The 25,298-nt window shown below is 74.6% G+C and carries 23 protein-coding genes and 1 riboswitch; of the genes, 17 read left to right on the forward strand and 6 right to left on the reverse strand.

From position 1 onward, the window contains the following. Positions 1–3 precede the first annotated feature (3 nt). Positions 4–107: riboswitch (ZMP/ZTP riboswitch) on the forward strand. 31 nt (positions 108–138) lie between these two features. Genes glyA through KRAD_RS13985 form a run of 3 tightly spaced genes read left to right on the forward strand, consistent with a single transcriptional unit; the run spans position 139 to position 3,198 of the window. Further along, a complete protein-coding gene (gene glyA, locus KRAD_RS13975) occupies positions 139–1,443 on the forward strand; it encodes a serine hydroxymethyltransferase (RefSeq protein WP_012086270.1) in 1,305 nt (434 codons plus the stop codon). Then, positions 1,440–2,327 carry a bifunctional methylenetetrahydrofolate dehydrogenase/methenyltetrahydrofolate cyclohydrolase gene (locus tag KRAD_RS13980; RefSeq protein WP_012086271.1) on the forward strand — a complete coding sequence of 296 codons (888 nt, stop codon included), beginning with the start codon at positions 1,440–1,442 and terminating at the stop codon, positions 2,325–2,327. The genes glyA and KRAD_RS13980 overlap by 4 nt, the downstream gene beginning before the upstream one ends. Before the next feature lie 49 nt (positions 2,328–2,376). Further along, entirely contained in the window at positions 2,377–3,198 is an 822-nt protein-coding gene (locus KRAD_RS13985; protein ID WP_012086272.1) for an exodeoxyribonuclease III, read from the forward strand. A 7-nt stretch (positions 3,199–3,205) separates the two neighbouring features. Here KRAD_RS13985 and KRAD_RS13990 read toward each other — a convergent pair whose 3' ends face one another. After that, positions 3,206–4,492, reverse strand: a complete 1,287-nt coding sequence (locus tag KRAD_RS13990; protein WP_012086273.1) for a dihydrolipoyl dehydrogenase family protein — start codon at positions 4,490–4,492, stop codon at positions 3,206–3,208. 82 nt (positions 4,493–4,574) lie between these two features. Between KRAD_RS13990 and KRAD_RS13995 the strand changes: the two genes are divergently transcribed. Genes KRAD_RS13995 through KRAD_RS14010 form a run of 4 tightly spaced genes read left to right on the forward strand, consistent with a single transcriptional unit; the run spans position 4,575 to position 8,104 of the window. Further along, complete coding sequence (locus KRAD_RS13995; protein WP_012086274.1) at positions 4,575–5,522, forward strand: ABC transporter ATP-binding protein; 948 nt, start codon at positions 4,575–4,577, stop codon at positions 5,520–5,522. Next, on the forward strand, positions 5,515–6,423 hold the full coding sequence (locus KRAD_RS26045; protein ID WP_012086275.1) for a hypothetical protein: 909 nt from the start codon (positions 5,515–5,517) through the stop codon (positions 6,421–6,423). The genes KRAD_RS13995 and KRAD_RS26045 overlap by 8 nt, the downstream gene beginning before the upstream one ends. Next, positions 6,420–7,358, forward strand: coding sequence for an ABC transporter ATP-binding protein (locus KRAD_RS26050; RefSeq protein ID WP_012086276.1), 939 nt, complete (start codon positions 6,420–6,422; stop codon positions 7,356–7,358). The genes KRAD_RS26045 and KRAD_RS26050 overlap by 4 nt, the downstream gene beginning before the upstream one ends. Continuing rightward, a complete protein-coding gene (locus KRAD_RS14010; protein WP_012086277.1) occupies positions 7,355–8,104 on the forward strand; it encodes an ABC transporter permease in 750 nt (249 codons plus the stop codon). Before KRAD_RS26050 ends, KRAD_RS14010 begins: the two co-directional genes overlap by 4 nt. Before the next feature lie 9 nt (positions 8,105–8,113). Here KRAD_RS14010 and KRAD_RS14015 read toward each other — a convergent pair whose 3' ends face one another. The 5 genes from KRAD_RS14015 to KRAD_RS14035 form a co-directional block, all read right to left on the reverse strand. Next, the gene (locus tag KRAD_RS14015) at positions 8,114–8,368 is read right to left on the reverse strand and encodes a hypothetical protein (protein ID WP_041292105.1); all 255 of its coding nucleotides are present in this window, start codon (positions 8,366–8,368) and stop codon (positions 8,114–8,116) included. A 73-nt stretch (positions 8,369–8,441) separates the two neighbouring features. Beyond that, positions 8,442–9,668 carry a galactokinase gene (galK, locus tag KRAD_RS14020; protein ID WP_012086278.1) on the reverse strand — a complete coding sequence of 409 codons (1,227 nt, stop codon included), beginning with the start codon at positions 9,666–9,668 and terminating at the stop codon, positions 8,442–8,444. Next, positions 9,665–10,765: a galactose-1-phosphate uridylyltransferase gene (gene galT / locus KRAD_RS14025; RefSeq protein WP_083782264.1), complete on the reverse strand. Its 1,101-nt coding sequence runs from the start codon at positions 10,763–10,765 to the stop codon at positions 9,665–9,667. Before galT ends, galK begins: the two co-directional genes overlap by 4 nt. A 41-nt stretch (positions 10,766–10,806) precedes the next feature. Then, complete coding sequence (locus KRAD_RS14030) at positions 10,807–11,595, reverse strand: DeoR/GlpR family DNA-binding transcription regulator (RefSeq protein ID WP_012086280.1); 789 nt, start codon at positions 11,593–11,595, stop codon at positions 10,807–10,809. After that, positions 11,595–13,631: a beta-galactosidase gene (locus KRAD_RS14035; protein WP_012086281.1), complete on the reverse strand. Its 2,037-nt coding sequence runs from the start codon at positions 13,629–13,631 to the stop codon at positions 11,595–11,597. The genes KRAD_RS14030 and KRAD_RS14035 overlap by 1 nt, the downstream gene beginning before the upstream one ends. Positions 13,632–13,737: 106 nt before the next feature. On the opposite strand from KRAD_RS14035, the gene trpS reads away from it, so the two are divergent. The 10 genes from trpS (at position 13,738) to KRAD_RS14085 (ending at position 25,281) form a co-directional block, all read left to right on the forward strand. Then, positions 13,738–14,778: a tryptophan--tRNA ligase gene (gene trpS / locus KRAD_RS25690; protein WP_012086282.1), complete on the forward strand. Its 1,041-nt coding sequence runs from the start codon at positions 13,738–13,740 to the stop codon at positions 14,776–14,778. Beyond that, a complete protein-coding gene (locus KRAD_RS25695; protein WP_012086283.1) occupies positions 14,775–15,323 on the forward strand; it encodes a 2'-5' RNA ligase family protein in 549 nt (182 codons plus the stop codon). The genes trpS and KRAD_RS25695 overlap by 4 nt, the downstream gene beginning before the upstream one ends. Positions 15,324–15,336: 13 nt before the next feature. Continuing rightward, positions 15,337–16,410, forward strand: coding sequence for a YihY/virulence factor BrkB family protein (locus KRAD_RS14050; RefSeq protein WP_012086284.1), 1,074 nt, complete (start codon positions 15,337–15,339; stop codon positions 16,408–16,410). A 21-nt stretch (positions 16,411–16,431) separates the two neighbouring features. Next, entirely contained in the window at positions 16,432–16,674 is a 243-nt protein-coding gene (locus KRAD_RS14055) for an SCO4848 family membrane protein (protein WP_012086285.1), read from the forward strand. A 13-nt stretch (positions 16,675–16,687) separates the two neighbouring features. Then, positions 16,688–17,704, forward strand: coding sequence for a LacI family DNA-binding transcriptional regulator (locus KRAD_RS14060; protein WP_012086286.1), 1,017 nt, complete (start codon positions 16,688–16,690; stop codon positions 17,702–17,704). A gap of 148 nt (positions 17,705–17,852) precedes the next feature. Next, positions 17,853–19,160, forward strand: a complete 1,308-nt coding sequence (locus tag KRAD_RS14065) for an ABC transporter substrate-binding protein (RefSeq protein WP_012086287.1) — start codon at positions 17,853–17,855, stop codon at positions 19,158–19,160. 81 nt (positions 19,161–19,241) lie between these two features. After that, positions 19,242–20,222 (forward strand): carbohydrate ABC transporter permease, encoded by a 981-nt coding sequence (locus KRAD_RS14070; RefSeq protein ID WP_012086288.1) that lies wholly within the window; start codon positions 19,242–19,244, stop codon positions 20,220–20,222. Next, positions 20,219–21,115 carry a carbohydrate ABC transporter permease gene (locus KRAD_RS14075; RefSeq protein ID WP_012086289.1) on the forward strand — a complete coding sequence of 299 codons (897 nt, stop codon included), beginning with the start codon at positions 20,219–20,221 and terminating at the stop codon, positions 21,113–21,115. Before KRAD_RS14070 ends, KRAD_RS14075 begins: the two co-directional genes overlap by 4 nt. A 50-nt stretch (positions 21,116–21,165) precedes the next feature. Beyond that, the gene (locus tag KRAD_RS14080; protein WP_012086290.1) at positions 21,166–22,629 is read left to right on the forward strand and encodes a GH1 family beta-glucosidase; all 1,464 of its coding nucleotides are present in this window, start codon (positions 21,166–21,168) and stop codon (positions 22,627–22,629) included. Between the two features lie 204 nt (positions 22,630–22,833). After that, positions 22,834–25,281, forward strand: coding sequence for an alpha/beta hydrolase (locus KRAD_RS14085; protein WP_012086291.1), 2,448 nt, complete (start codon positions 22,834–22,836; stop codon positions 25,279–25,281). Positions 25,282–25,298: the final 17 nt, after the last annotated feature.

The following is a 25,298-nucleotide window of genomic DNA, read 5'->3' on the forward strand; positions in this document are numbered from 1 at the left end:
CCTGACCGTGGCCGCGACTGGCGCAGGGTGGGTCACCACCGGGGAGCGGCCACGGGCACCCGCAGGGGCGTCCGCCGTTCACGGGGTCGTCCGCCTGGGCCTCGCGTCGCCACCACCGCCGCCGTCCGAGGAGCGATCGTGACCGACGTCCTGCCCACCACCCCCACCGCCTCCGGCGTGACCGACCGCCCGCTGTCCGAGGTCGACCCCGAGATCGCGGCCGTGCTCGACGCCGAGCTCGGGCGTCAGCGCGACACCCTCGAGATGATCGCCAGCGAGAACTTCGCCCCGCGCTCCGTGCTGGAGGCCCAGGGCTCCGTCCTCACCAACAAGTACGCCGAGGGCTACCCGGGCAAGCGCTACTACGGCGGCTGCGAGCACGTCGACGTCGCCGAGGAGCTGGCCCGCACCCGGGCCAAGGAGCTCTTCGGCGCCGAGCACGCCAACGTCCAGCCGCACTCCGGCGCCAGCGCCAACGCGGCCGCCATGCACGCCTTCATCCGCGGCGGCGACGGCATCCTCGGCCTGGAGCTCGCCCACGGCGGCCACCTCACCCACGGCATGAAGATCAACTTCTCGGGGCGCATGTACGACGTGTCGTCCTACGGGGTGGACCCGCAGACGTTCCGCGTCGACATGGACGTCGTGCGCGCCGTCGCGCTGGAGTCGCGCCCCAAGCTCATCATCGCCGGCTGGTCGGCCTACCCCCGCCAGCTCGACTTCGCCGCCTTCCGCTCCATCGCCGACGAGGTCGGGGCGCACCTCATGGTCGACATGGCCCACTTCGCCGGGCTCGTCGCCGCCGGGCTGCACCCCTCGCCCGTCCCGCACGCCCACGTCGTCACCTCGACGGTCCACAAGACCCTCGCCGGCCCCCGCTCCGGGCTCATCCTCACCCGGCAGGAGTTCGCGAAGAAGATCGACTCCGCGGTCTTCCCGGGCCAGCAGGGTGGCCCGCTCATGCACGTCGTCGCGGCCAAGGCCGTCGCCTTCAAGGTCGCCGGCTCCGAGGAGTTCGCCGAGCGCCAGCGCCGCACCCTCGAGGGCGCGAAGATCGTCGCCGAGCGCCTCACCGCACCCGACGTCGCCGAGGCCGGGGTGTCCGTCCTCACCGGCGGCACCGACGTCCACCTCGTGCTCGTGGACCTGCGCGACTCCAAGCTCGACGGCCAGCAGGCCGAGGACCGCCTCCACGAGGTCGGCATCACCGTGAACCGCAACGCCGTCCCCTTCGACCCCCGCCCGCCGATGGTCACCTCCGGGCTGCGCATCGGCACCCCGGCGCTGGCGACGCGCGGTTTCGGCGCGGCCGAGTTCACCGAGGTCGCCGACGTCATCGCCCTGGCCCTGAAGCCGGAGTTCGACGCCGACGCGCTGCGCGCGCGCGTCGCGAAGCTGACGGCGGAGTTCCCGCTGTACCCGTCCGCGGGGTCGTTCGCGTGAGCGCGACGGTCCTCGACGGGAAGGCCGCCGCGGCGGCGGTCAAGGCGGACCTGAAGGAACGGGTGGCGGCGCTGCGCGAGCGCGGCGTCGTCCCCGGCCTGGGCACCGTCCTGGTCGGCGACGACCCCGGCTCGGCCAGCTACGTGCGCGGCAAGCACCGCGACTGCGCCGAGGTCGGGATCGCCTCCATCCAGGTGGAGCTGCCGGCCACCGCGACGCAGGGCGAGATCGAGTCCGAGATCGCCCAGCTCAACGCGAACCCCGACTGCACCGGGTTCATCGTCCAGCTGCCGCTGCCCGCGGGCATCGACGCCAACCGGATCCTGGAGCAGGTCGACCCGGACAAGGACGCCGACGGGCTGCACCCCACGAACCTGGGCCGCCTCGTGCTGCGGGTCCGCGAGGAGATCACCTCCCCGCTGCCCTGCACCCCGCGCGGGGTCATCGACCTGCTGCTGCGCCACGACGTGCCCCTGGACGGGGCCGAGGTCGTCGTCGTGGGCCGCGGCGTCACCGTCGGCCGGCCCATCGGGCTGCTGCTGACCCGCCGCCACCCCAACGCGACGGTCACCCTGTGCCACACCGGGACCCGCGACCTGGAGAGCCACCTGCGCCGCGCCGACGTCATCGTCGCCGCGGCCGGGGTCGCGGGCCTGGTGACGAAGGAGAACGTCAAGCCCGGGGCGGCGGTGCTCGACGTCGGCGTCTCGCGGGTGCTGGACCCCGCGACGGGGAAGTCGAAGCTGGCCGGTGACGTCGCCCTCGACGTGGCCGAGGTCGCCGGGTTCGTGGCACCCAACCCCGGCGGGGTCGGGCCGATGACCCGCGCGCTGCTGCTGACCAACGTGGTCGAGTCCGCCGAGCGGGCCGCCGGGCTGCGCTGAGCCGGATCGCTGCCCGGCCCCGTCGGCGGGGTCGGGTAGCGTCCCGGGCGTGGCCAGGGAGAAGCAGCTGCTCGTCGCGACCGTCAACGTCAACGGGGTCCGGGCCGCGGTGCGGCGCGGGATGCACTCGTGGCTGGACGCGCGCGACCCCGACGTCCTGCTGCTGCAGGAGGTCCGCGCCCCCGACGCCGAACTGCGCAAGGCGCTGCCGTCGTACCCCCACGTCGCGCACACCGAGGCCGCGGCCAAGGGCCGCGCCGGGGTCGCGGTCGCCACCCGCTCGGAGTTCACCGCCGTCCGCATCGGGTTCGCCCACGACCCGCACTTCGAGACCTCCGGGCGCTGGATCGAGGTCGACGTCGACACCGCGATCGGGCCGATGACCCTCGTCAGCACCTACGTGCACTCCGGCGAGGTCGGCACCCCGCAGCAGGAGGACAAGCACCGCTTCCTCGACGCCATGGACGTCCGGTTCGCCGAGCTCGGGGCGATCGCGGCGGAGACCGGCCGCGAGGCCCTCGTCGCCGGTGACCTGAACGTCGGGCACACCGAGCGCGACATCAAGAACTGGAAGGGCAACCGCGGCAAGGCCGGGTTCCTGGAGGACGAGCGCGCCCACTTCGACCACTGGTTCGGCGACCTCGGCTGGGTCGACACCCAGCGCGAGGTCGCCGGTGACGTCGACGGCCCCTACGCCTGGTGGTCCTGGCGCGGGCAGGCCTTCGACAACGACACCGGCTGGCGCATCGACTACCAGCTCGTCACCCCCGGGCTCGGGGCGCGGCTGCAGGGCGTCGAGACCGACCGCGCCGCCAGCTACGCGGAGCGGTTCTCCGACCACGCCCCCGTCGTCGCGACGTACCGGGCCTGACGCGGCCTCAGCCCCGCAGCTCCTCCAGCGCCGGGTACACCGCCTCCGACCACGTCGGGAACGCCCGCACGTGGTGCGCGAGCAGGTCGACGTCGAGGCGGGCGCGGACGGCGAGGGAGAGTTCCGCGCCCCAGGAGTCCGCCTCGGGGCCCAGGCAGGCGGCGCCGACGAGCACGCCGTCGCGCGCGAACAGCTCGACCCCGCCGGTGAGGGTCCGCCGCTGCTCGCGGGGGGCGGAGAGCGCCAGCAGGTTCGCCCGCTCCACCTCGGTGACGTCGAACCAGGCCCGGCGGACCCCGTCGCCGCCGGTGGTGTCGCCGGTGCAGAACACCGGGGGGTGGGTGTAGACGGCGCGGGGGATCGCGCGGTAGTCCGCGTCGCGCCCGCGCCCGAGGAGCTCCGAGACGACGGTGCGGGCCTGGTGGTTCGCGGTGTGGGTGTAGGGGGAGATCCCGGTGACGTCGCCGACGGCGGAGAACCCCTCGACGACCGCGCCGGAGGCGTCCACGACCCGGCACCGCGCGTCGGTGCGCACCGCGCCCGCGTCGGTCAGCCACCCCTCGTCCAGCCCCAGGCCGGCCGTGGCGGGAGCGCGGCCGGTGGCCAGCAGCACCCGGTCCACGTCGAGGTCGGCGAGGACCTCGAGGGAGGCGGAGGTCCGCACGTCGACCCCGTCGGCGCGCAGCACCTCCGCGAGCCGGTCGCCGACCCAGGCGGGTTCTCGCGAGAGCAGGTGCTCCCCGCGCACCAGCACCGTCACCCGGCTGCCGAGACCGGCGAAGGCCTGCGCGAGCTCGCAGGCCACGGCCCCGCCGCCGACGACGGCGAGGTGGGCGGGCAGCTCGTCGGCGGCCAGCGCCTCCTCGGAGGTCCAGGTGGGGAGGTCGACGGGCAGGTCGGGGCGGACCGGGGTGCTGCCGGTGGCGAGGACGACGGTCCCCGCCCGCACCTCCTGCGGGCCCCCCTCGCCCTCCACGAGGACGCCGCGGCCCTCGACGCGGGCCGTGCCGCGCACGAGGACGACCCCGTCGGCGGCGAGCTCCGCCGCGGCCGCGGAGTCGTCGCGCCCACCGGTGGCCTCGTCGCGCACGGCGCGGGCCGCGGGCCAGGAGAGCCCGGCGGCGGCGGACAGCAGCAGCGACTTCGAGGGGACGCAGGCCAGGTAGGGGCAGAACCCCCCGACGAGCCCCCGCTCGACGAGGACGACGCGACGCCCGGCGCGGGCGAGCTGCTGCGCCAGCATCTTCCCGCCCGACCCGGACCCGACGACGCAGACGTCCGCAGTGGTGAACACCTCGTGATGGTTCCCGAAGGATTGACGCGCCGCGCGTCGAAGGGGGGACGCAGCGGCCCCCTGTGAGTGCTCTGATGACGGGGTGAGCGAACTGGAGCCACCCGGGCTGGAGTGCCTCGGCGTCGGCAAGCGCTTCGGCGCCGTGCAGGCGCTGGACGGCCTGACGATGACCCTGACGGCCGGCGCGACCGGTCTGCTCGGCGCGAACGGCGCCGGGAAGTCGACGCTGCTGCGCACGGCGCTGGGGCTGACCCGCCCCGACGCGGGCACGGTGCGGGTGCTGGGCCTGGACACCGTGCGCGATCGCGCCGAGGTCCGCCGGCGGGTGGGGTTCATGCCCGAGCACCCGTGCCTGCCCGCGGACATGTCGGCGCAGGACGTGTGCGTGTCGCTGGCCCGCCTGCGCGGGCTGGGCCGGCGGGACGCGGTGCGCCGCACCAGCGAGGTGCTGTTCGCCGTCGGCCTGGAGGAGGAACGCCGCCGCCCGGTGGGTTCGTACTCCCTCGGCATGCAGCAGCGCACGAAGCTCGCCCAGGCCCTCGTCCACGGCCCGGACCTGGTGCTGCTGGACGAACCCACCTCGGGGCTGGACCCCGCGGGGCGGGAGGAGATGCTCGCCATCGTGCGCCGCCTCTCCACCGATCTCGGGATCCGGGTCGTCGCCAGTTCCCACGTCCTCGACGACATCGAGCGCACGTGCGACGAGGTCGTCGTGCTGCGCTCGGGAACCCTGGCCGCGCAGCGTCCCGTCGTCATCGGGCACGACCCCTCGGGCGCGGTGGAACTGCGGGTCTCCGGGGACGTGGGGGCGTTCGCGGCGGCGCTGGAACCCCGCCTGGTCCCGTTCGGGGTGGCGCTGTCGCCCACCGCCGCCGGCGACATCGGGCTGAGTTCCAGCCCCGACGCCGCGCTGGACGCGGTGCGCGACCTGGCCGGGGAGCTCGGGGTCGGGGTGGAGCGGCTGGTGCCCACCGCCCGTGGTCTGGAGGACCTCGTGGTCGACGCGATGGGAGGGGGGAACCGTGGCTGAACCGGGAGCGGTCCCGCACGAGACACCCCGTGCGGTCCTGCACGAGACACCCCGTGCGGTCCTGCACGACATCCGCTACAGCCGGTACCAGGGGGCGCTGCGCCCGCGCCGTTCCGCGGTGGCGAGCTTCGTCGCCAGCGGCGTCCGCCGCCCGCTGGGCCTGCGGCGCAGCGCGAGCGCGAAGATCTGGCCGTTCCTGCTGCTGGCCGTGGCCTACCTGCCCGCGCTGGCCGTCGTCGCCGTCCCGCTGCTGGTGCCGGCCGTGGACGTCCAGCCGACCGACCTCATCGACTACCCGCAGCTGCTGACGACGAACTCGGTCGTCCTGCTGGCCTTCGTGGCGACGTCGATCCCGTCCATGCTGACCCGCGACCGCCGGGACCGGGTGCTGTCGCTGTACTTCGCGACGGCGCTGTCGTGGTTCGAGTACGTGCTGGGGGTGTTCCTCGCCGCCCTGGCCCTGCTGGCCCTCATCGTGCTGGGGCCGATGCTGGTGCTGTTCGTCGGGTCCATCGCCACGGCGGACGCCCCGGGGGCCTGGTTCGCCGACCACGTCGGGGACCTGCCGCGGATCGTCGGGGCCGCCGCCCTGGTGGTGCTGTTCCACACCAGCCTGGGGCTGGCGATCGGTTCGCTGACCTCCCGGCGGGTGTTCGCCGTCGGCGGGTACCTCGCGGTGGTCCTCGTGGGGCCGGCGCTGACCGGGGCCGTGGCGGCGGTGACGGGGGAGGAGTGGCCGTTCTCGCTGGACCCCTCGAGCGGCCCGATCCGGCTGGCGACGACCTTCATCGGCGGTGGTCTCGGGGACCCGGGGGCGCTGGCCTGGTTCGTCTGGGGCGTCGTCGTGGTGGGTGGCCTGTCGGTCCTGGCGGGCCGCTACGCGAGGGGGAGCGACGCGTGAGCGCCATCGAGTTCGACGGGGTGAGCAAGTGGTTCGGCGACACCGTCGCGCTGTCCGACGTCACCGTGAGCATCGGGGCCGGGGTGACGGGTCTGCTGGGGCACAACGGGGCGGGCAAGTCGACGGCGCTGGCGGTGCTGGCCGGGGGGACCCGGCCCAGCCAGGGGACCGTGCGGGTCCTGGGGCACGACCCGCACCGGGACCCGCAGGTCCACCGCGGGCTGGGGATCGTCGCCGACGGCGAGGCGACGTGGGGGCACGCCACCGCCCGCGCGCAGGTCGAGTTCCTCGCCCGGCAGCGGGGCGTGGCCGACCACCGGTCCGCCACCCGGCGGGTCCTGGACCGCGTCGGGCTGACCGACGCCGCCGACCGCAGGGTCGGGGGGTTCTCCAAGGGCATGCGCCAGCGGGTGAAGCTGGCCCAGGCCCTCGTGCACGACCCGCAGGTGCTGCTGCTGGACGAACCCCTCAACGGGCTGGACCCGGCCCAGCGCCGCGCCGACGTCGACCTGCTCGCCGCCCTCGGCCGGGAGGGGCGGACGGTGCTGGTGAGCTCGCACGTCCTCTCCGAGGTGGAGCGGATGGCGCAGCGGGTCCTGGTCGTCGTCAACGGGCGGCTGGTCGCCGAGGGCGAACCGGCGGGGATCCGGGAACTGCTCGTCGACCGCCCCCGCACGGTGCGCCTGGAGGGGGAGCGGGTGCTGGAACTGGCCGGCCTGCTGCTGGCGCGGGGGCTGGTGGACTCGGTGCGCCGCGAGGGCGCGGGCCGGCCGGGGGTCCTGGTGCAGGCGCCGCGGGCCGTCGCGCTGGCCGAGGCGGTGCCCCGGCTGGCGCGGGAGTCGGGGACGACGCTGCGGCGGGTCGAGGGGATCGGTGAGGACCTGGAGAGCGTGTTCGCGCACCTGGTGCGCGCGGCGAGGGGAGCGGGACGATGAGCGCCACGAGCGGTGCCGCCACGACGTTGTACGGGTTCTCGCTGCGCGCGATCCTGTTCCGGGGCCGCACGGCGGGTTTCGCGACGCTGCCGCTGGTGGTGGCGGCGGTCGCCTTCGTCGTCATCGCCATCACCAGCGTCCCGAACCGCTACGGGGTGCAGAACACCTTCACCGGGAACCTGCTGACGGGGCTGGTCGTGCCGATCGTGGCGCTGGTCCTGGCCATCGGCGCCTTCGGCGACGAGCGCGACGGCCGCACCCTGCCGCTGCTGCGCGCCATCGCGCGCCCGCGCTGGCACATCGTCCTGGCCCGGTTCGCCGCGGCCTGGACCTCGACGGTCGTGGTGTGCCTGCCCGCCGTGATCGCCTGCGTCGTGCTGGGGGTCTCGGTGAACCAGCCCGCCGGCCGGGTCGTGGGCGGGGTGCTGCTGGCGACGGCGCTGACCTCGGCGGCGTACTGCGCGGTGTTCGTCCTGCTGTCGCTGCTGACCCGGCGCGGGCTGCTGGCCGGGCTGGCCTACGTGGTGCTGTGGGAGACGTTCCTGGCCGGGCTGGCCCCGGCGCTGCGGGGGCTGTCGATCGGTTCCTACGGCCGCCGCGTGGCCTCGCTGGCCATCCCCGGCGACGTGCCGCTGGGGACGGTCGCCTCGATCGGGGTGACGGGCTCGGCCCTGGTGCTGGCCGGGATCGCCGTCGCGGCGACGGCGCTGGCCGGGTGGCGACTGCAGCGGATGGACGTCGGCTGAGCGGGCCCGTCAGCCGCGCGCGCCGGCGCGGGCGGGGGCGGCCGCGACGTCGTGCACGAACCGGCCGGTGCCGGACAGGTCGGGGGTCAGGACCAGCCGCCAGGCGGGCGGGTCGGCCGGCACCGGGCCGGGGTCCACGCCGAGCCCGCGCAGCCACTCCCGCGACCGGGCCTGCTCGGCGCGCCACGTGCGCCGGTTGTCCCACCAGGACGCGACCAGCACCCCGCCCGCGGCGAGGACCCCCACCAGCACCCAGATCAGCACCCCCCCAGGGTGGTCGGTGCGTGCGGGCCCCCGGTGAACCCCCGGTGAACGGGCGGCCCACCGGGGGAACACGTCAGAGGTCGCGGCCGGCGCCCTCGGAGGGCAGCGCGGCGAGGAAGCGCGGCGCCCGCAGGTCCTGCTCGGCGAACGCGGCGGCGACGGCGTCCGCCACGGCCCCGACGCGGTCCGCGGCCACCAGGGCGATCGCGGAGCCCCCGAAACCGCCACCGGTCATCCGGGCCCCCAGCGCCCCGTGCGCGCGGGCGACGTCGACGGTGAGGTCCAGCTCGCGGCAGGACACCTCGTAGTCGTCGCGCAGGGAGTCGTGGGAGGCGTCGAGCAGCCCCCCGACGTCACCGGCCCGCCCGGCCCGCAGCAGCTCCGCCGTGCGGGCGACCCGGTCGATCTCGGTGACGGCGTGGCGGACGCGCCGGCGCAGCACGTCCCCGTCGGGGGCGGACCCGACGCGCTCCAGGGCGGCGTCCAGGTCGGCGGGGTCCACCTCGCGCAGCGTCGGGACGCCGAGGATCTCCGCCGCCCGCTCGACGTCGGCGCGGCGCTGCCCGTACTCGCCGCCGGCGTGGGAGTGCTCGGCGCGGGTGTCGACGACGAGCAGGGCCAGCCCGGCCCCGGCCAGGTCCAGCGCGACCTGGCTGACGGTGTCGTCGCGGGTGTCGAGCAGGATCGCCCCGCCCTCGTGGCAGCGCAGCGACGCGGCCTGGTCCATCCCGCCGGTGTTGGCCCCGGCGACGACGTTCTCGGCCAGCACGCAGGCCCCCGCCAGCGCGGCGCGCCCGGCGTCGTCGAGGGGGGCGCCGAGCAGGTCGCCCAGCGCCACCGCGACGGCGCACTCCAGCGCCGCCGAGGACGACAGCCCCGAGCCGTAGGGGACGTGGCCGTCGACGAGGGCGTCGAAGCCCCCGGTCAGCAGGTCGCCGTCGAAGCCCTTGCGGCCCATCGCCCACGGCACCCCGGCGACGTAGGCGGCCCAGCCGTCGGGGGAGCCCGCGCCGACGTCGGCCAGGGTCACGACGACCTCGCCGGCGGCTTCCTGGCGGGAGCGCACGCGCACCACGCCGTCGGCGCGGGGGTTCAGCGCGACGAACGTCCGGTGCGGCAGCGCCAGCGGCAGGCACAGCCCGCCGGTGTAGTCGACGTGCTCGCCGACGAGGTTCACCCGGCCCGGGGCCGACCAGACCCCGGCCGGGTCGGTGCCGAAGGCGTCGCGGAACGCCGCGGCCAGGGCCGTGGCCGCGCTCGCCCGCTCGGGGGCGTCGAAGAACTCGGGGGTGCTGTTCACGGGGCCACCTCGCGCAGTCGGGCCGCCACCTTCTCGGGCGTCGTGTCGTTGACCCAGGCGGCCATGGCGGACTCCGACCCGGCGAGGAACTTCACCTTCGACGGGCCGCGCAGCACGCTGAACACCTGCAGGTGCAGGCGGAACTCCTCGCGCCCCTCGGTGGCCGGGGCCTGGTGCCAGCCCGCGATGTAGGGCAGCGGGTGGTCGTCGGGGTAGTAGCGGTCCAGGCGCCCCAGCAGGTCCAGGTAGGCCCCGACGAGGTCGGCGCGCTCCTCCTCGGTGAGGGCGGGCAGGTCGGGGACGTCGCGGTTCGGGGCGAGGTGGACCTCGACGGGCCAGCGCGCGGCGGCCGGGACGTAGGCGGTGAAGTGCTCGGTCTCGAGGACGACGCGGGAACCGGCGCGGCGCTCGGCGTCGAGGACGTCGCGGAAGAGGTTGCCGCCGGTCGCGGCGCGGTGCTCGCGGGCGCGGCGCAGCATGGTCTCCGTCTTCGGGGTGAGGAACGGGTACCCGTAGATCTGCCCGTGCGGGTGCGGCAGCGTGACGCCGATCTCCTCCCCGCGGTTCTCGAAGACGAAGACCTGCTCGACCCCGTCGGTGGCGTTGAGGGTCTCGGTGCGGTCGATCCACGCCTCGAGCACGGTGCGGGCCCGGCGGGGGTCGAGGGTGCCGAACGAGCCGCGGGTGTCGGAGGAGAAGCAGACGACCTCGCACCGCCCCGCCGCGGGGCGCGTCGGCCACAGCCGCTCGCCGTCGAGGAACCCGTCCTCGCCGCCGATGCGGTTGGAGAAGGAGGGGAAGCGGTTCTCGAAGGCGACGACGTCGTAGCTGGAGTCGGCGATCTCGGTGGGGAAGCCGCCGGGCACGGTGGGGGCCAGCGGGTCCTGGTCCGGCGGCGGCATGAGGGTGCGGTCGTTGCGGTGCGAGGCCATCGCGATCCAGTCGCCGGTCAGCGGGTCGAAGCGCACCTGGGAGCCGCCGCGCAGCGTCTCGTCGGCGGGCCGCAGCGGGCGGTGGTCGACGGCGTCGCGGGCCCGTTCGCCCGACAGCCACGGTTCGGTGTCGTCGAAGTAGATGAGCTCGCGGCCGTCGGCCATGCGGGTCGACGTCTTGCGGAAGCGGTGCGGGGTGCGGTCGTTCACTGGTCCTCCTCCTGCGGGGTGCCGGCGACGACGAGTTCGCCGACGAGGTCTGAGATGACGGGACGCGCCGAGGGGTCCAGGGCGGCGTCGGTGACGAGGACGTCGACGGAACCGAGGTCGGCGAACGACGTCAGCCCGACGACCCCCCACTTCGAGGCGTCGGCGACGACGACCACCCGTGCGGCGCAGTCCATCAGCGCCCGGTTGGTGTCGGCCTCGGACAGGTTCGGGGTGCTCAGCCCGGCCGCGGCGTCGAGGCCGTGGACGCCGAGGAAGAGCAGGTCGACGTGGAGCCCGCGCAGCCCCGCGCGCGCGACCGGGCCCACGAGGGCGTCCGACGGGGTGCGGGTGCCGCCGGAGAGGACCACGGTGCGGGAGTGGTCGGCCGGGTCGTGCAGCAGGTCCGCGACGCGCGGGGAGTTCGTCACGACGGTGAGGTCGGAGACGTCGCGCAGTTCCCGGGCGACCTCGGCGGTGGTCGTCCCCGCCGACAGCGCCACCGAGGCGCCGTCGGGGACGAGGTCGGCGGCCGCGCGGGCGATGGCGCGCTTGGCGTCCGGGCGCAGGCCGGCCTTGGCCGCGAAACCCGGTTCCTCGCTGGAGCGGGCCACCGACGCGGCCCCGCCGTGGACGCGGGCCACGAGGCCGCGCCGGGAGAGTTCGCCGATGTCGCGGCGCACGGTCATCTCCGAGACGCCGAGGCGTTCCACCAGGTCGGCGACGCGGACCCCGCCGTGGGTGCGGACGGCGTCGAGGATCACCTCCTGGCGCTGGTGGGCCAGCATCAGTCGCCGGGTCCGAGCTCGCGCACGACCGCGCTGGCCCCGGGTTCGAGGTCGAGGCCGTCGACGTCGACCTCGGCCACGAGGTCGAAGCCCCGGACGGTCACGGTCGCGGGTTCCTCGCCGTGGTTGAGGGCGAACAGCCAGCTGCGCCCGTCCGCGGCGCGACGGCGGACGACGTCGACCGGGCCGCTGGCCTCGGCGACGGGGGCGACCCCGGCGGTGGTGCAGACGGCGTGCAGCAGCCCGGCGAGGGCCTCGTCGTCCAGGGAGGTGCCCAGGTACCAGGCCCGCGCCCCGGAGGGCAGGTCGCGCCGGGTCAGGGCGGGGCACCCGGCGGTGGCACCCTCGGCGTAGCGGGAGAGGACCTCGACGTCGTCGTCGGCGGTGGCGATCTCGGACCACACGTCGCCCACGGTGGCGTCGTCGAGCTCGCCGGCGACCCCGTCGGGCAGCGGGTGGAACTCCTCGACGCGGATCCCGAGCAGGTCGCGGAACGCGCCGGGGTAGCCGCCGAGGCGCACCCGGGCGGTCTCGTCGACGATGCCGGAGAAGTACGTGACGAGGACGTGGGTGCCGGACTCGGCGGCGGCGGTGACGGCGGCGGCGGTGGTGTCGTCGCACAGGTAGAGGGTGGGGACGACGAGGACGCGGTAGCCGGCGAGGACCTCGGCGAGGTCGTGCGGGTGGGCGCCCACGGGGACGACGTCGGCGCCGGTGCGGGCCTCGCGCAGCAGGCCGTGGACGCGCAGGGCGAGGTCGGCGTGCCCGACGCGCCGGGAGGGCAGGGTCTCCGACTCCATCGCCCAGGCGTTCTGCCAGTCGACGAGGATCGCCACGTCGTTGCTCGTGGTGGAGCCGCGCAGCTCCCCCAGCCGGCCGAGCAGGGCGCCGAGCTCGGTGACCTCGCGGAAGCGCTCGGTGTCCTCCCCGGCGTGCGGGACGAGCGCGGAGTGCCACTGCTCGGCGCCGCCGGCGGAGGCCCGCCACTGGAAGAAGCAGATCCCGTCGGCGCCGCGGGCGACGTGGGAGAGGCTGTCCTGCAGCATCTCCCCGGCGGGCTTGGCGACGTTGACCGGCTGCCAGTTCACCGCCGAGGTGGAGTGCTCCATGAGCAGCCACGGCTGCCCCGAGGCCGTCCCCCGGGTCAGGTCGGCGGAGTAGGCGAGCTCGGCGCGGGGGTCGTCGTAGTTCCCGTGGATCAGGTAGTGGTCGTTGGCGACGACGTCCTGCTCGCGGGCCCAGCGGCCGTAGTCCATCGGGTTCAGCTGCGAGCCGATCATGAAGTTCGTCGTGACCGGGACCTCGGGGGTGACCCGGCGCAGGACGTCCTTCTCGGCCAGGTGCTGCCCGAGGAGCTCGTCGGAGGAGAACCGCGCGAAGTCCAGGGCCTGGGCGGGGTTGTGGAAGGAGGAGGTGCGCGCGGGCACCTGCACCTGCTCGAAGGAGGTGTAGTGCTGGCTCCAGAAGGCCGTGGCCCACGCGTCGTTCAGCGCGGCGACGTCGGGGTACCGGTCGGCCAGCCAGGTGCGGAAGGCCGCGGCGCTGACGTCGCAGTAGCAGCGGGCGTTGTGGCAGCCCAGCTCGTTGCTGACGTGCCACAGCCGCAGCGCGGGGTGCTGCCCGTAGCGCTCGGCGAGGGCCTCGACGAGGGCGAGGGAGCGTTCGCGGTAGACCGGCGAGCTGGGGCACCAGCTCTGCCGGCTGCCGAAGACGACCCGGTGGCCGTCGGCGTCGACGGGGAGCACCTCGGGGTGGAGCTCGCCGAGCCAGGCCGGGGGGGAGGCGGTCGCGGTGGCCAGCGAGACCCCGATGCCGCCGGCGTGCAGGTCGTCGAGGACGGCGTCGAACCAGCCGAAGTCGAAGCGGCCGGGTCGCGGTTCGAGCAGGCCCCAGGAGAAGATGCCCACGGAGACGAGGTTGACCCCCGCCCGCTGCATCAGCCGCACGTCGTCGGCCCGCACCTCGGCCGGCCACTGCTCGGGGTTGTAGTCGGACCCGAAGACGAGTCCCGCCGCTCCGTCGCTCCATCGCTGCACCGGTCGAGGATGCCCGCCGAGGGGCACCGGAGTCAACCAGAACCGCACACAACCGCACAGTCGGGTCGGCGGGGAGCGGCGGCCGGGGGGCTGGCAGGATGGGGGCATGCCCGATCACGCAGGTCCCGCAGGTCCCGCCGGCGTGCGCCCGCGGCTGCTCTCGGGGATGCAGCCGACCTCCGGGTCGCTGCACCTCGGCAACTACCTCGGGGCGCTGAAGCAGTGGGTGGCCCTGCAGGACACCCACGACGCGCTCTACTGCGTCGTCGACCTGCACGCCCTCACCGTCGGCCCCGACCCGGCCGCGCTGCGCGAGCGGACCCGCTGGACGGCCGCCCAGTACGTCGCCGCCGGGGTCGACCCCGAGCGCTCGGCCCTCTTCGTCCAGAGCCACGTGCCCGCCCACGCCCAGCTGGCCTGGGTGCTGTCCTGCCTCACCGGCTACGGCGAGGCCGCGCGGATGACGCAGTTCAAGGACAAGTCGGCCCGGCAGGGCACCGACAGCACCACCGTCGGCCTCTTCACCTACCCCGTCCTCATGGCCGCCGACATCCTGCTCTACCAGGCCGCCGAGGTCCCCGTCGGCGAGGACCAGCGCCAGCACCTGGAGCTGACCCGCAACCTCGCCCAGCGCTTCAACGCCCGCTTCGGCGACACCTTCACCGTGCCGGAGCCCTTCATCCCGAAGGAGACGGCGAAGATCTTCGACCTGCAGGACCCGGGCGCGAAGATGAGCAAGTCCTCCTCCTCGCCCAACGGGATCGTCGACGTCATGGACGACCCGAAGGTCACGGCCAAGAAGATCCGCTCCGCCGTCACCGACACCGGCCGCGAGGTCCTCTTCGACCCGGTGGAGAAGGCCGGCGTCTCCAACCTGCTCTCCATCCACTCGGCGCTGTCGGGGAAGCCGATCGCCGAGCTCGAGGCCGACTTCGCCGGCCGCGGCTACGGCGACCTCAAGAAGGAGCTCGCCGAGGTCGTCACCGACACCCTCGGTCCCGTCCGCAGCCGCGCCCAGGAGCTGATGGCCGACCCCGGCGCCCTCGACGAGTTGCTCGCCGCCGGTGCGGCCCGCGCGAACGAGATCGCCGAGCAGACGCTGGCCACGGTCTACGACCGGGTCGGCCTGGTGGGTCGTCGCCGGTGACCGGATCAGCACCGGGGGGCACCGGGCGCGCCGCGCGGACCATCGGGGTCTCCATCCCCGTGCCCGCACCCCACGCGGGCGAGCTGACGGCCTGGCGCGAGGAGTTCGGCGATCCGCTGGCGCGCGCGATCCCGCCGCACATCACGCTGCTGCCGCCCTCGGTCCTGCCCGACGCCGACCTGGACGCCGCGCGCGACCACCTCGCCGCGACGGCGGCCGCCGCCTCGCCCTTCGAGGTGCACCTGCGGGGGACCGCGACGTTCCGCCCCGTCTCGCCGGTGGTGTTCGTCCAGGTCACCCGCGGCATCTCCGAGTGCGAGCTGCTGCAGGCCGCGGTGCGGACCGGCCCGCTGGCCCGGGAGATCTCCTTCCCCTTCCACCCGCACGTCACCGTGGCCCACGACGTCGACGAGGCGTCGCTGGACCGCGCCGAACTCGTGTTGCGGGACTGGGAGGCGACCTTCACCGTGAAGGGGTTCAGCCTCTACGAGCACGGCGCCGACGGCGTCTGGCGGCCACGGGAGGACTTCACCTTCCGGCAGTGAGGAGCCCCCGCGGGTGAGCGCGGTCGAGCAGGCCAAGAACGCGATCAGCACGGTCACGCGCAGCTTCCCCGCCCGCGTCTGGCAGCGCTACGGCGAGGCCCGCGGCAACGTGCTGGCCGGGGGGATCGCCTACTTCGCCTTCTTCTCCATCTTCCCCGCGCTCGCGGTGGGCCTGACGGTCCTGGGCCTGGTGATGCGCAACACCCCCGAGGTGCGCGACGTCGTCGTCGACAACCTCATCGCCGGGGTGAACCAGTACGCACCGGACCTGGTGCACCGCGGGGTGAAGCCGGCGAACGGCACCGGGATCTACATCGACGAGTTCATCCAGGGCACCGCCCTCACCTGGTCGCTCGTGGTGTCCACCGCGACGTTCCTCTTCACGGGCCTGGGCTGGATGGACGGGATGCGCGAGAGCATCCGCGCGGTCTTCGGCGACCCCCCGGGCGGGGGGAACCTCGTCGTGGTGCGGTTGCGCGACCTGCTCGGGATGCTCGTCGTCGGGTCGGGGGTGGCGCTGTCGGTGGCCTCCGTCGTCGTCACCAACGGCGCCGGCGGCTACCTGCTGAGCGCCCTGGGCTTCGAGCCCTCCACCTGGTCGCGGTGGCTGCTGGGCGCCGCCGGCTTCCTCGTCGCCTTCGCCATCGACACCTGCACCTTCCTGCTCGTCTTCCGGGTGCTGCCCAACGCCGACGTGCCGCTGCACGACCTGCTGCAGGGCGCGGTCCTCGGCGGGATCGGGCTGGGCCTGCTCAAGCAGTTCGGCACCGCCTTCGCCCGCCGCAGCGCCGAGGGCAACGCCTTCCTCGGGGCGGCCGCCACCCTCGTGGTGCTGCTGGTGCTCATGAACCTCATCAGCCGGCTCATCCTGCTGGCGGCGGCGTGGGCGGCCACCCGGGCCGAGGACAGCGGGACGCTGCACCCGGACCTCATGGCGCAGGCGCGCCTGACCGCGCCGCTGGGCCCGGAGCCGCCCGAGGGCTTCGGCGCGGGGGAGGGCCGGCGGCGGCTCCCGTTCCTCTCCGGCCTCCTCGTCGGCGTCCTCGGCGGCCGCACGCTGCGCCGGGTCCGGCGGTCCCGGCGCTGAGGCGGGTGGGAGGATCGCGGGGTGGTCCTCTCCAAGCCCGCCAGCTGGTTCCTCGTCCTCTTCGGGGTGTGGAGCTGGTTCATCTGGCCGAACTTCCTGCGCAACATCTGGGGCGACCCGCGCTCGTTCGAGGACGGCCCGCAGCCGTTCTTCCTCGTCCACCTGGTGCTGGTCGTGGTGAGCCTGGTGCTGGGCACCGCCATCGCGCTGCTGGGGGTCCGGGGCCTGCGAGGATGGGCCCGCCCCACCCGCGAGGACCGCTGACCCTGGAGGAGCCGTGCCGACTCCGGCCGCCCCGACGCTCGAGTCGGTCGCCGCGCGCGCCGGCGTCTCCCGCGCCACCGCCGGCCGCGTGCTCGCCGGCTACGGCCGGGTCAGCGACGCCGCGAGGGAAGCCGTGCTGCGGGCGGCGTCGGAGCTGTCCTACGTGCCCAACCAGGCGGCGCGCTCGCTGGTGACCCGGCGCACCGGGTCGATGGCCCTCGTCGTCGTCGAACCGGTGGAGCGCTTCTTCGCCGACTCCTACTTCCCGCTCGTCCTCAGCGGGGCCCAGGCCCAGCTCGCCGACCGCGAGGTGCAGCTGGTGCTGGTGGTGCTCTCCACCCCGCGCGAGCGCGAGCGCTTCGAGCGCTACGCCCGCGGCGGCCACGTGGACGGGGCGATCCTGGTGTCGGTGCACGGGCCGGACCCGCTGCCGCAGCACCTGCTGGACGCGGGCATCCCCGTGGTGATGTCGGGGCGTCCCTACGAGGAGTCCTCCGCGGTGCCGTTCGTCTCGGCCGACAACGTCGGTGGTGCCCGCGCGGCCACCCGGCACCTGCTGGAGCGGGGGTGCCGCCGGGTGGTCACCGTGACCGGGCCGATGGACATGCGGGTGGGTCAGGAGCGGCTGGAGGGCTTCCGCACCGAGCTGCGGGCGCACCGGGTCCGGTTCAGCGCGGGCCTGACCGCCTCGGGGGACTTCACCGTGGAGGGCGGGCGGCGGGCGACGGAGGGTCTGCTGGCGCGCTGGCCGGACCTCGACGGCGTGTTCGCCGCCAACGACCTCATGGCGGCGGGGGCGCTGCAGGCGCTGTCGGCGGCGGGGCGGGCCGTGCCCGAGGACGTGCGCGTGGTCGGCTTCGACGACGCCCCGCTGGCGGCGGCCGCCACGCCCCCGCTGACCACGGTGCGCCAGCCGGTGGTGGAGATGGGCCGGGCGCTGGCCCGGATGCTGCTGGCGCTGGTGGACGGCCAGCCCGCGGTGGACCACGTCATCGCGCCCACGGAACTCGTCGAACGCGCCACGTCCTGACCCGTTGACAGCGGGTACCTCCGGGGTTCACCCTGTACGCACCCCTTGAGAGCGCTCTCACGCTCCACCGGCGCTGTTCTGAGAGCGCTCTCACGGACCCTGATCACTGTCGATCCGCCGTTCCGGCGAGGCCCGAGGAGCTCCCCCCATGTCCACAGTCCGCGCGAAGACCCTCGCCGCCCTGGCGACCACGATCACCGGTGCCCTGCTCGTCACCTCCTGCAGCACCGCCCAGTCCGACACCGGCGACGAGGCCACCGCCGCCGGGGGGAAGGCGCTCACCGTCAGCCTCTTCGGCACCTTCGGCCTCGAGGAGGCCGGCCTGTTCGACGAGTACGAGAAGCTCAACCCCGGGGTCACCATCCAGTACGAGTCCACCCAGGGCGAGAACAACTACTGGCCCGCGCTGCAGACCAAGCTGGCCTCCGGCAACGGCGCCGCGGACATCCAGGGCATCGAGGTCGGCCGCATCGCCGACGTCGTCGCCAACCAGGACGACAAGTGGGTGGACCTCTCCACCACCGTCGCGGGGGAGCAGACCCCCAACTACCCCGAGTGGAAGTCGGCCGCCGCCACCACCGAGGACGGCAAGGTCCTCGGCATGGGCACCGACATCGGCCCCATGGGGCTCTGCTACCGCAGCGACCTGCTCCAGCAGGCCGGGCTGCCCACCGACCCCGCCCAGCTCGCCGCCCGGATGACCTCCTGGGCCGACTACGTGGCGCTGGGGCAGGAGTTCAAGGCCAAGGCGCCCGCGGGCACCGCCTGGATGGACTCCGCCGGCGGCTTCTACAACGCGATCGTCTCCACCGAGGAGGAGATCTACTACGACGAGGCCGGCGAACTGGTCTGGGACACCAACCCCGCCGTCAAGACCGCCTTCGACACCGCCGCCGCCGCCGCGCAGGGCGGCCTGACCGCCAAGCTCGAGCAGTTCGAGGACCCCGCCTGGGACTCGGGCTTCGGCAGCGGCTCGTTCGCGACCATCGCCTGCCCCGCCTGGATGGTCGGCTACATCAAGGGCAAGGCCGGCGACGCCGGTTCCGGCAAGTGGAACGTCACCTCCCTGCCCGGCGGGGCCGGCGGCAACTGGGGCGGCGCCTACCTGGGCATCCCGCAGTCCAGCAAGAACCAGGAGGAGGCCGCCAAGCTCGTCAAGTGGCTGACCGACCCCGAGCAGCAGGCGAAGGTCTTCGAGGTCGGCGGGAACTTCCCCTCCAACACGAAGGCGTTCCCGCTGGTCGCCGACGCCACCGACGAGTACTTCCAGAACGCGCCCATCGGGCAGATCTTCTCCAAGGCCGCCGAGGCCGCCCCCACCCAGGTCCTGGGTGAGGAGGACGCGGTCGTGAAGTCCTCGCTGGTGCAGGCCCTGCTGTCCGTCGAGGTCAACGGGATCACGCCCGCCGCCGCCTGGGAGAGCGCCGCCGGCGACCTCGCCAACCAGATCGGCTGACCCCGTGGACCGGGGTGGCCGCCGCGCGGCGGCCACCCCGGTCCCGTCGAACCCACCCGACCTGACCTGCGAGGAGACGCCGTGAGCGCTCAGAGCACCACCGCACCACCGGCCCCGTCCGGTCCCGGCCGCAAGGCCACCGCACCGGAGCCGACGCTGCGCTCGCGGCTGTTCCGGTTCGAGGGCCTGGCCGCGCCGTACGCCTACATCGCCCCGTTCTTCCTGCTGTTCCTGGCCTTCGGGCTGTTCCCGCTGATCTACACGATGTGGATCAGCTTCCAGTCCTACGAACTGGGTTCGGACCCGGAGTGGACGGGCTGGGAGAACTACGTCTGGCTGTTCACCAACGAGAAGTTCTACAACGCGCTGGCGAACACCTTCACCCTCGGCATCCTGTCCACCGTGCCGCAGCTGATGCTGGCCCTGGGCCTGGCGCACCTGCTGAACTACCGGATGCGCGGCCGGAACTTCTTCCGGGTCGCGATGATGATGCCCTACGCCACGTCCGTGGCCGCCTCCACCCTCGTGTTCGCCCAAATCTTCGGGCGCGACAACGGCCTGGCCAACTGGCTGCTCTCGCTGGTCGGCATGGACGCCCTGGACTGGCGCAACGGGGACCTCAGCGCCCAGATCGCCATCTCGATCATCGTCATCTGGCGCTGGACGGGCTACAACGCCCTCATCTACCTGGCGGGCATGCAGTCCATCCCGCAGGACCTCTACGAGGCCGCCGCGCTGGACGGCGCGAACCGGTGGCAGCAGTTCCTGCACGTCACCCTGCCGGGTCTGCGCCCGACCATCCTCTTCACCGTGGTGGTCTCCACCATCGGGGCCACCCAGCTGTTCGGCGAACCGCTCCTCTTCGGCGGTGTCGACGGCGGTGCGCTGAACCAGTACCAGACGCTGGGCCTGTTCATGTACCAGCAGGGTTGGGCGTTCGGTGCCCTCGGCCGGGCCGCCACCATCGCCTGGGTGACGTTCCTGCTGATCATCGTCCTCGTCCTGCTGAACACCGCGCTCGCCCGCTGGCGCGACCGCGAGACCCAGGGAGCCCGCCGATGAGCACCACCACCGTGCGCGACGCCGCGCTGGCCGCGCCCACCCCGCCGCGCGAGGGCCGCCGCAAGCGCTACCGCGCCCCCGACGCCGCCGGCTGGCTGACCTACGTGCTGCTGGGCGTCACCACGTTCGTCTTCCTCGTGCCGTTCTACTACATGATCGTCGCGGCCAGCCGGCCGATGGCGGAGATGACGCAGTCGCCGCCGCCGTTCCTGCCCGGCCCCTACCTGTGGCAGAACATCACGACCGCGCTGGAGCAGCAGGCCATCGGCCTGGCCATCCTGAACTCGCTCATCGTCTCCGGCATCACGACGATCGGGACCCTGCTGTTCTGCACCCTCGCCGGGTTCGCCTTCGCCAAGCTGCGGTTCCGCGGCAAGAACGCGCTGTTCGCCATCACCATCGGCACCCTCATGATCCCCCCGACCCTGGGCGTCGTGCCGCTGTACAAGATCATGTCCGACTGGAACCTGGCCGGCCGGCTGGAGTCGGTCATCCTGCCCTCGCTGGTCACCGCGTTCGGCGTGTTCTTCATGCGCCAGTACCTCGTGCAGACGCTGCCCGACGAACTGCTCGAAGCGGCTCGGATGGACGGCGCGTCCTCCACCCGCACCGTCTGGTCCATCGTGCTGCCCATCGCCCGCCCCGGCATGGCCGTGCTGGGGATGCTCACCTTCATGACGGCCTGGAACGACTTCTTCTGGCCCGTCATCGCGCTGAACTCCTCGATGCCGACGGTGCAGGTCGCCCTGAACAACCTCGGCAGCGGCTACGTCCCCGACACCTCGATCATCATGGCCGGCACCCTCGTCGGCACCCTGCCGGTCATCGTCGTCTTCATCCTGCTCGGCAAGCAGATCGTCAGCGGCATCATGGCCGGCGCCGTCAAGGGCTGAACGCCCACCCCGAAACCCCACCCGCGTCAGCCGTCCCAGGAAGGGCCCCCGTGACCACCACCGAAGAACGCTCCACCACCCCCGCTCCCAGCGCCGCCGAGCGCACCTTCCCGCCCGGTTTCGTCTGGGGGACGGCCACCGCGTCCTACCAGGTCGAGGGGGCCGTCGCGGAGGACGGGCGCACGCCCTCGATCTGGGACACCTTCAGCCACACCCCCGGCCGCGTCGTGGCCGGGGACACCGGCGACGTCGCCGACGACCACTACCACCGCTTCCGCGAGGACATCGCCCTCATGAAGCGGCTGGGGATGGCCTCCTACCGGTTCTCCGTGGCCTGGCCGCGCATCACCCCGCAGGTCAGCGCCGACGAGCTCGGCCCCGTCAACCCGGCCGGTCTGGCGTTCTACTCCACCCTCGTCGACGAGCTGATCGCCGCCGGGATCGAACCCGCGGTCACCCTCTACCACTGGGACCTGCCCCAGGCCCTGGAGGACGCCGGCGGGTGGACCGCGCGCACCACCGCCGAGCGCTTCGCGGAGTACGCCGAGGTCGTGGCCGGGGCGCTCGGCGACCGGGTGCGCACCTTCATCACCCTCAACGAGCCCTGGTGCTCGGCCTACCTCGGCTACGCCTCCGGCGTGCACGCCCCCGGGCGCACCGAACCCGCCTCCGCGCTGGCCGCGGTGCACCACCTCAACCTCGCCCACGGCCTCGGGGCCGCCGCCGTGCGCCGCGCCGCCCCCGGAGCGCGGGTGGCCCTGACCCTGAACCTGGCGTGGGTCCGCACCGAGGGCACGAGCGAGGCCGACGCCGACGCCGTGCGCCGCGTCGACGGCCTGCAGAACCGGGTGTTCCTCGACCCCGTGCTGCGCGGCACCTACCCCGCCGACGTCCAGGCCGACACCTCCTCGGTCACCGACTGGTCCTTCGTGCGCGAGGGCGACCTCGCCCTCATCCACCAGCCGCTGGACGTGCTGGGCGTGAACTACTACAGCCCCACCGTCGTGCGCGCCTGGGACGGCTCGGCCCCCCGGGCCGAGAACGACGGGCACGGCAACAGCGCCCACAGCCCGTGGGTCGCCTCCACCGACGTCGAGTTCCCCGAGCTGCCGGGGGAGAAGACGGCCATGGGCTGGAGCATCGACCCGCGGGGCATGACCGAGCTGCTGCTGCGGATCCACCGCGAGCACCCCGGCCTGGAGCTGCTGGTCACCGAGAACGGCGCCGCCTACGACGACGTCGTCGTCGCCGGGCAGGTCCACGACGTCGAGCGCACCCGCTACCTGCGCGACCACCTCGCGGCCGTGCTCGACGCCGTGGAGGCCGGCGCCCCCGTCACCGGTTACTACCTGTGGTCCTTCCTGGACAACTTCGAGTGGGGCTACGGGTTCTCCAAGCGCTTCGGCGTCGTCCACGTCGACTACGCGACCCAGGAACGCACCGTCAAGGACAGCGCGCTCTGGTACGCCGACGTCGTCAGCCGCAACGCGCTCCCGGCCGCCGACGCCGACTGAGCCCGGCGGGGGACGGCCGTCGCCCCGGCCGTCCCCCGGCACGGTCCCCCGTGGGGGCCGGAGGGGATTCCTCGGAACTCCTTGTGACGCCGTGATCACGTGTGGGAGCGTACGGCGGCGGCGGCCGCCACCCGGCGACCGGGCGCGGGTGCCCGCCGCCGGGCGTGGGGGAGCAGGGCGCTCCCCCCGCGGGAGGGGGCGCACGTGGTCGGGTTCTCGCACCTCAGGCGGACGGGGGTCCTCGCCGCCGCGGTGGTCCTGGCCCTGGCGGTGACCCCGTCGGCGAGCGCGGCGCCCCCCGCCCCCGGTGCCCCCGGTGCGGTCGCCCGGGGGACGACGGCGGCCGCGGACTGGAGCGTCACCCCCGTCGGCGCCGGCTCCTGGGACGTCGAGCTGCGCCTGCCCTCCCCGGTCCCGCTGCGGGCCGCGCAGCCCCAGCTCGCCGTGGACGGGACCGTCCTGGGGGTGGCGCGCCAGGGCGCGGACGGGCGCACCCTCACGCTGCGCACGACCGATCCCCGGGCTGCCCGGGCCGGGCGGGTGCAACTGGCCTGGAACGGGGTGGTGAGCGGGGACGAGGCCCGCACCCTGCGCCACGCCGCGGCCGCGCCCGCGGTCGCCGCGCCCGCACCCACCGGGAGCCTCCTCGCCGCCGACCCCGCGACCCGCGGGCGGTTCCGGGTGCAGCGGGCCGACTACGACCTCGGCGACACCGCGCTGCGCCTGCCGGGCCTGGCCGGGCAGGCGGTGGAGCAGCGGGCCGCGGTCTACCTGCCCGCCGCCGCCCCCGGCCCCCGCCCGGTGGTGGTGTTCCTGCACGGGCGCCACCAGGCCTGCTTCGGCGGCACCGTGGAGGGGGACTTCGGCGGGTGGCCGTGCACCGGCGGGTCCCGCCCCGTCCCCAGCCACCTCGGCTACGGCGAGGCCGCCGAGGCGCTGGCCTCGCAGGGCTACGCGGTGGTCTCGATCAGCGCCGACGGCGTCAACGCCCTGGACTGGGGCGCGGAGGACGGCGGCGCCCAGGCCCGCGGGGAACTCGTCCTCGCCCACCTGGACCTGCTGCGCTCCTGGACCGACGGGCGCGGGGGGAAGGCCGGGGCGGCCCTGCGCGGGCGCCTGGACCTCGCCGACGTGGGGCTGATGGGGCACTCGCGCGGGGGCGAGGGGGTCGTGCGGGCGGCGCTGCTGAACGCCGAGCGCCCCGACCCCTACGGCGTGCGGGCGGTGATGCCGCTGGCGCCGGTGGACTTCGCCCGCTCCACCCTGCCCGGCACGGCCATGGCCGTGGTGCTGCCGTACTGCGACGGGGACGTCTCCGACCAGCAGGGGCAGCACTTCCACGACGACACCCGCTACGCCGCGCGCGACGACGTCCTGCGCACGTCGCTGCTGGTGATGGGGGCCAACCACAACTACTTCAACTCCGAGTGGACGCCCGGCGCCTCGCAGGCCCCCTCGAACGACGACTGGTACCTCGACGACGACCCGGTGTGCGGGCCGGACGCCCCCGGCCGCCTCACCCCGGCCGAGCAGCGGGCCGTGGGCACCGCGTACGTGTCGGGGTTCTTCCGCCTCCACCTCGGCGGGGAGCAGCAGTTCCTGCCGCTGTTCGACGGCACCGGCGGGCGCGCCGCCTCGGCCGGGCGCGCGGTCGTCCACGCTCAGGCCCAGCAGCCCTCCTCCGCGCGGACCGACCTCGCGCCGCTGGAGGCCGCGACCCCCACCGTCACCCTCCCCCCGCGGGCGGAGCACTGCGCGAGCGCGGGCCCGCCCGTGGCGGGTCAGCCCGTGCGGTGCGCGGGCGAGCAGCGCCCCCTGAGCTCCCTCCCGCACTGGACCCCCGCGTGGCTGGCCCCGTCGGTGCCGGCCACCCCGGTGCTGCGGGCCCGCTGGCGGGCCGGCGCGAAGGAGCCGCTGACCGTCGCCGTGCCCCGCGGGGCGGTGACCGGGGTGCGGCAGGCCCTCACGTTCCGGGCGGCGACGCCGCAGGCCCGGGCCACCGACCTGGTCGTCGCCCTGACCGACACCGCGGGACGGCGGGCCGCGGTCCCGGTGTCGCGGTTCAGCTCCGCGCTGCGGCCGCTGCCCGCCCTCGCGGACCCGTGGGGCGGTGGGGGCGAACCGCTGGCCAAGACGTGGCTGCGGACGGTGCGCCTGCCGCTGGACGCCTTCCCCGGCGTCGACGTGGGCCGGCTGGCGTCGGTGACGTTCACCCCCACCGGGGCCGGCGCCGACGTGTACCTCTCCGACGTCGCCCTGGACCGCCCCGCGAGCGGGACGGGTCCCACCACCGCCGCCCTGCCCGCGGTGAGCATCGGCGACGTGCAGGCCTTCGAGGACGACGGGACCCAGCGGGTGTCGATGCCCCTGACGCTGTCGCGGCGCTCGAAGGTGCCGGTGACGGTGGAAGTGGACACCGCCGCGGCCGCCGTGGACGGGCGCGTCGCGGCGCGGTGGCGGCACGTGACGATCCCCGCGGGGTCGCTGACCGGGCGGGTCGTCGTCCCGCTGGTGGGCGACGACGTGGCCGGGGAGGCGCTGGCCCGGTTGACGGTGACGCTGTCGGTGCCGCGCGGGGCCGTCGTCGGCGACGGGTTCGGCACGCTGTCGGTGTACGACGACGACCTGTGGGACGAGAGCGCGGCGGGCTGACCCGCGGCCGGGCGGCC

Origin of the sequence: Kineococcus radiotolerans SRS30216 = ATCC BAA-149, from assembly GCF_000017305.1 — a bacterium.
GTDB lineage: Bacteria > Actinomycetota > Actinomycetes > Actinomycetales > Kineococcaceae > Kineococcus > Kineococcus radiotolerans.

Excerpts from the sequence above, each read along its gene's own strand:
- KRAD_RS14010 (WP_012086277.1), top strand. The coding sequence starts at position 7,355 with ATGAGCGCCACGAGCGGTGCCGCCACGACGTTGTACGGGTTCTCGCTG.
- galT (WP_083782264.1), bottom strand. The coding sequence starts at position 10,765 with ATGGCCGACGGCCGCGAGCTCATCTACTTCGACGACACCGAACCGTGG.
- KRAD_RS14030 (WP_012086280.1), bottom strand. The coding sequence starts at position 11,595 with ATGCTGGCCCACCAGCGCCAGGAGGTGATCCTCGACGCCGTCCGCACC.
- trpS (WP_012086282.1), top strand. The coding sequence starts at position 13,738 with ATGCCCGATCACGCAGGTCCCGCAGGTCCCGCCGGCGTGCGCCCGCGG.
- KRAD_RS14065 (WP_012086287.1), top strand. The coding sequence starts at position 17,853 with ATGTCCACAGTCCGCGCGAAGACCCTCGCCGCCCTGGCGACCACGATC.
- KRAD_RS14075 (WP_012086289.1), top strand. The coding sequence starts at position 20,219 with ATGAGCACCACCACCGTGCGCGACGCCGCGCTGGCCGCGCCCACCCCG.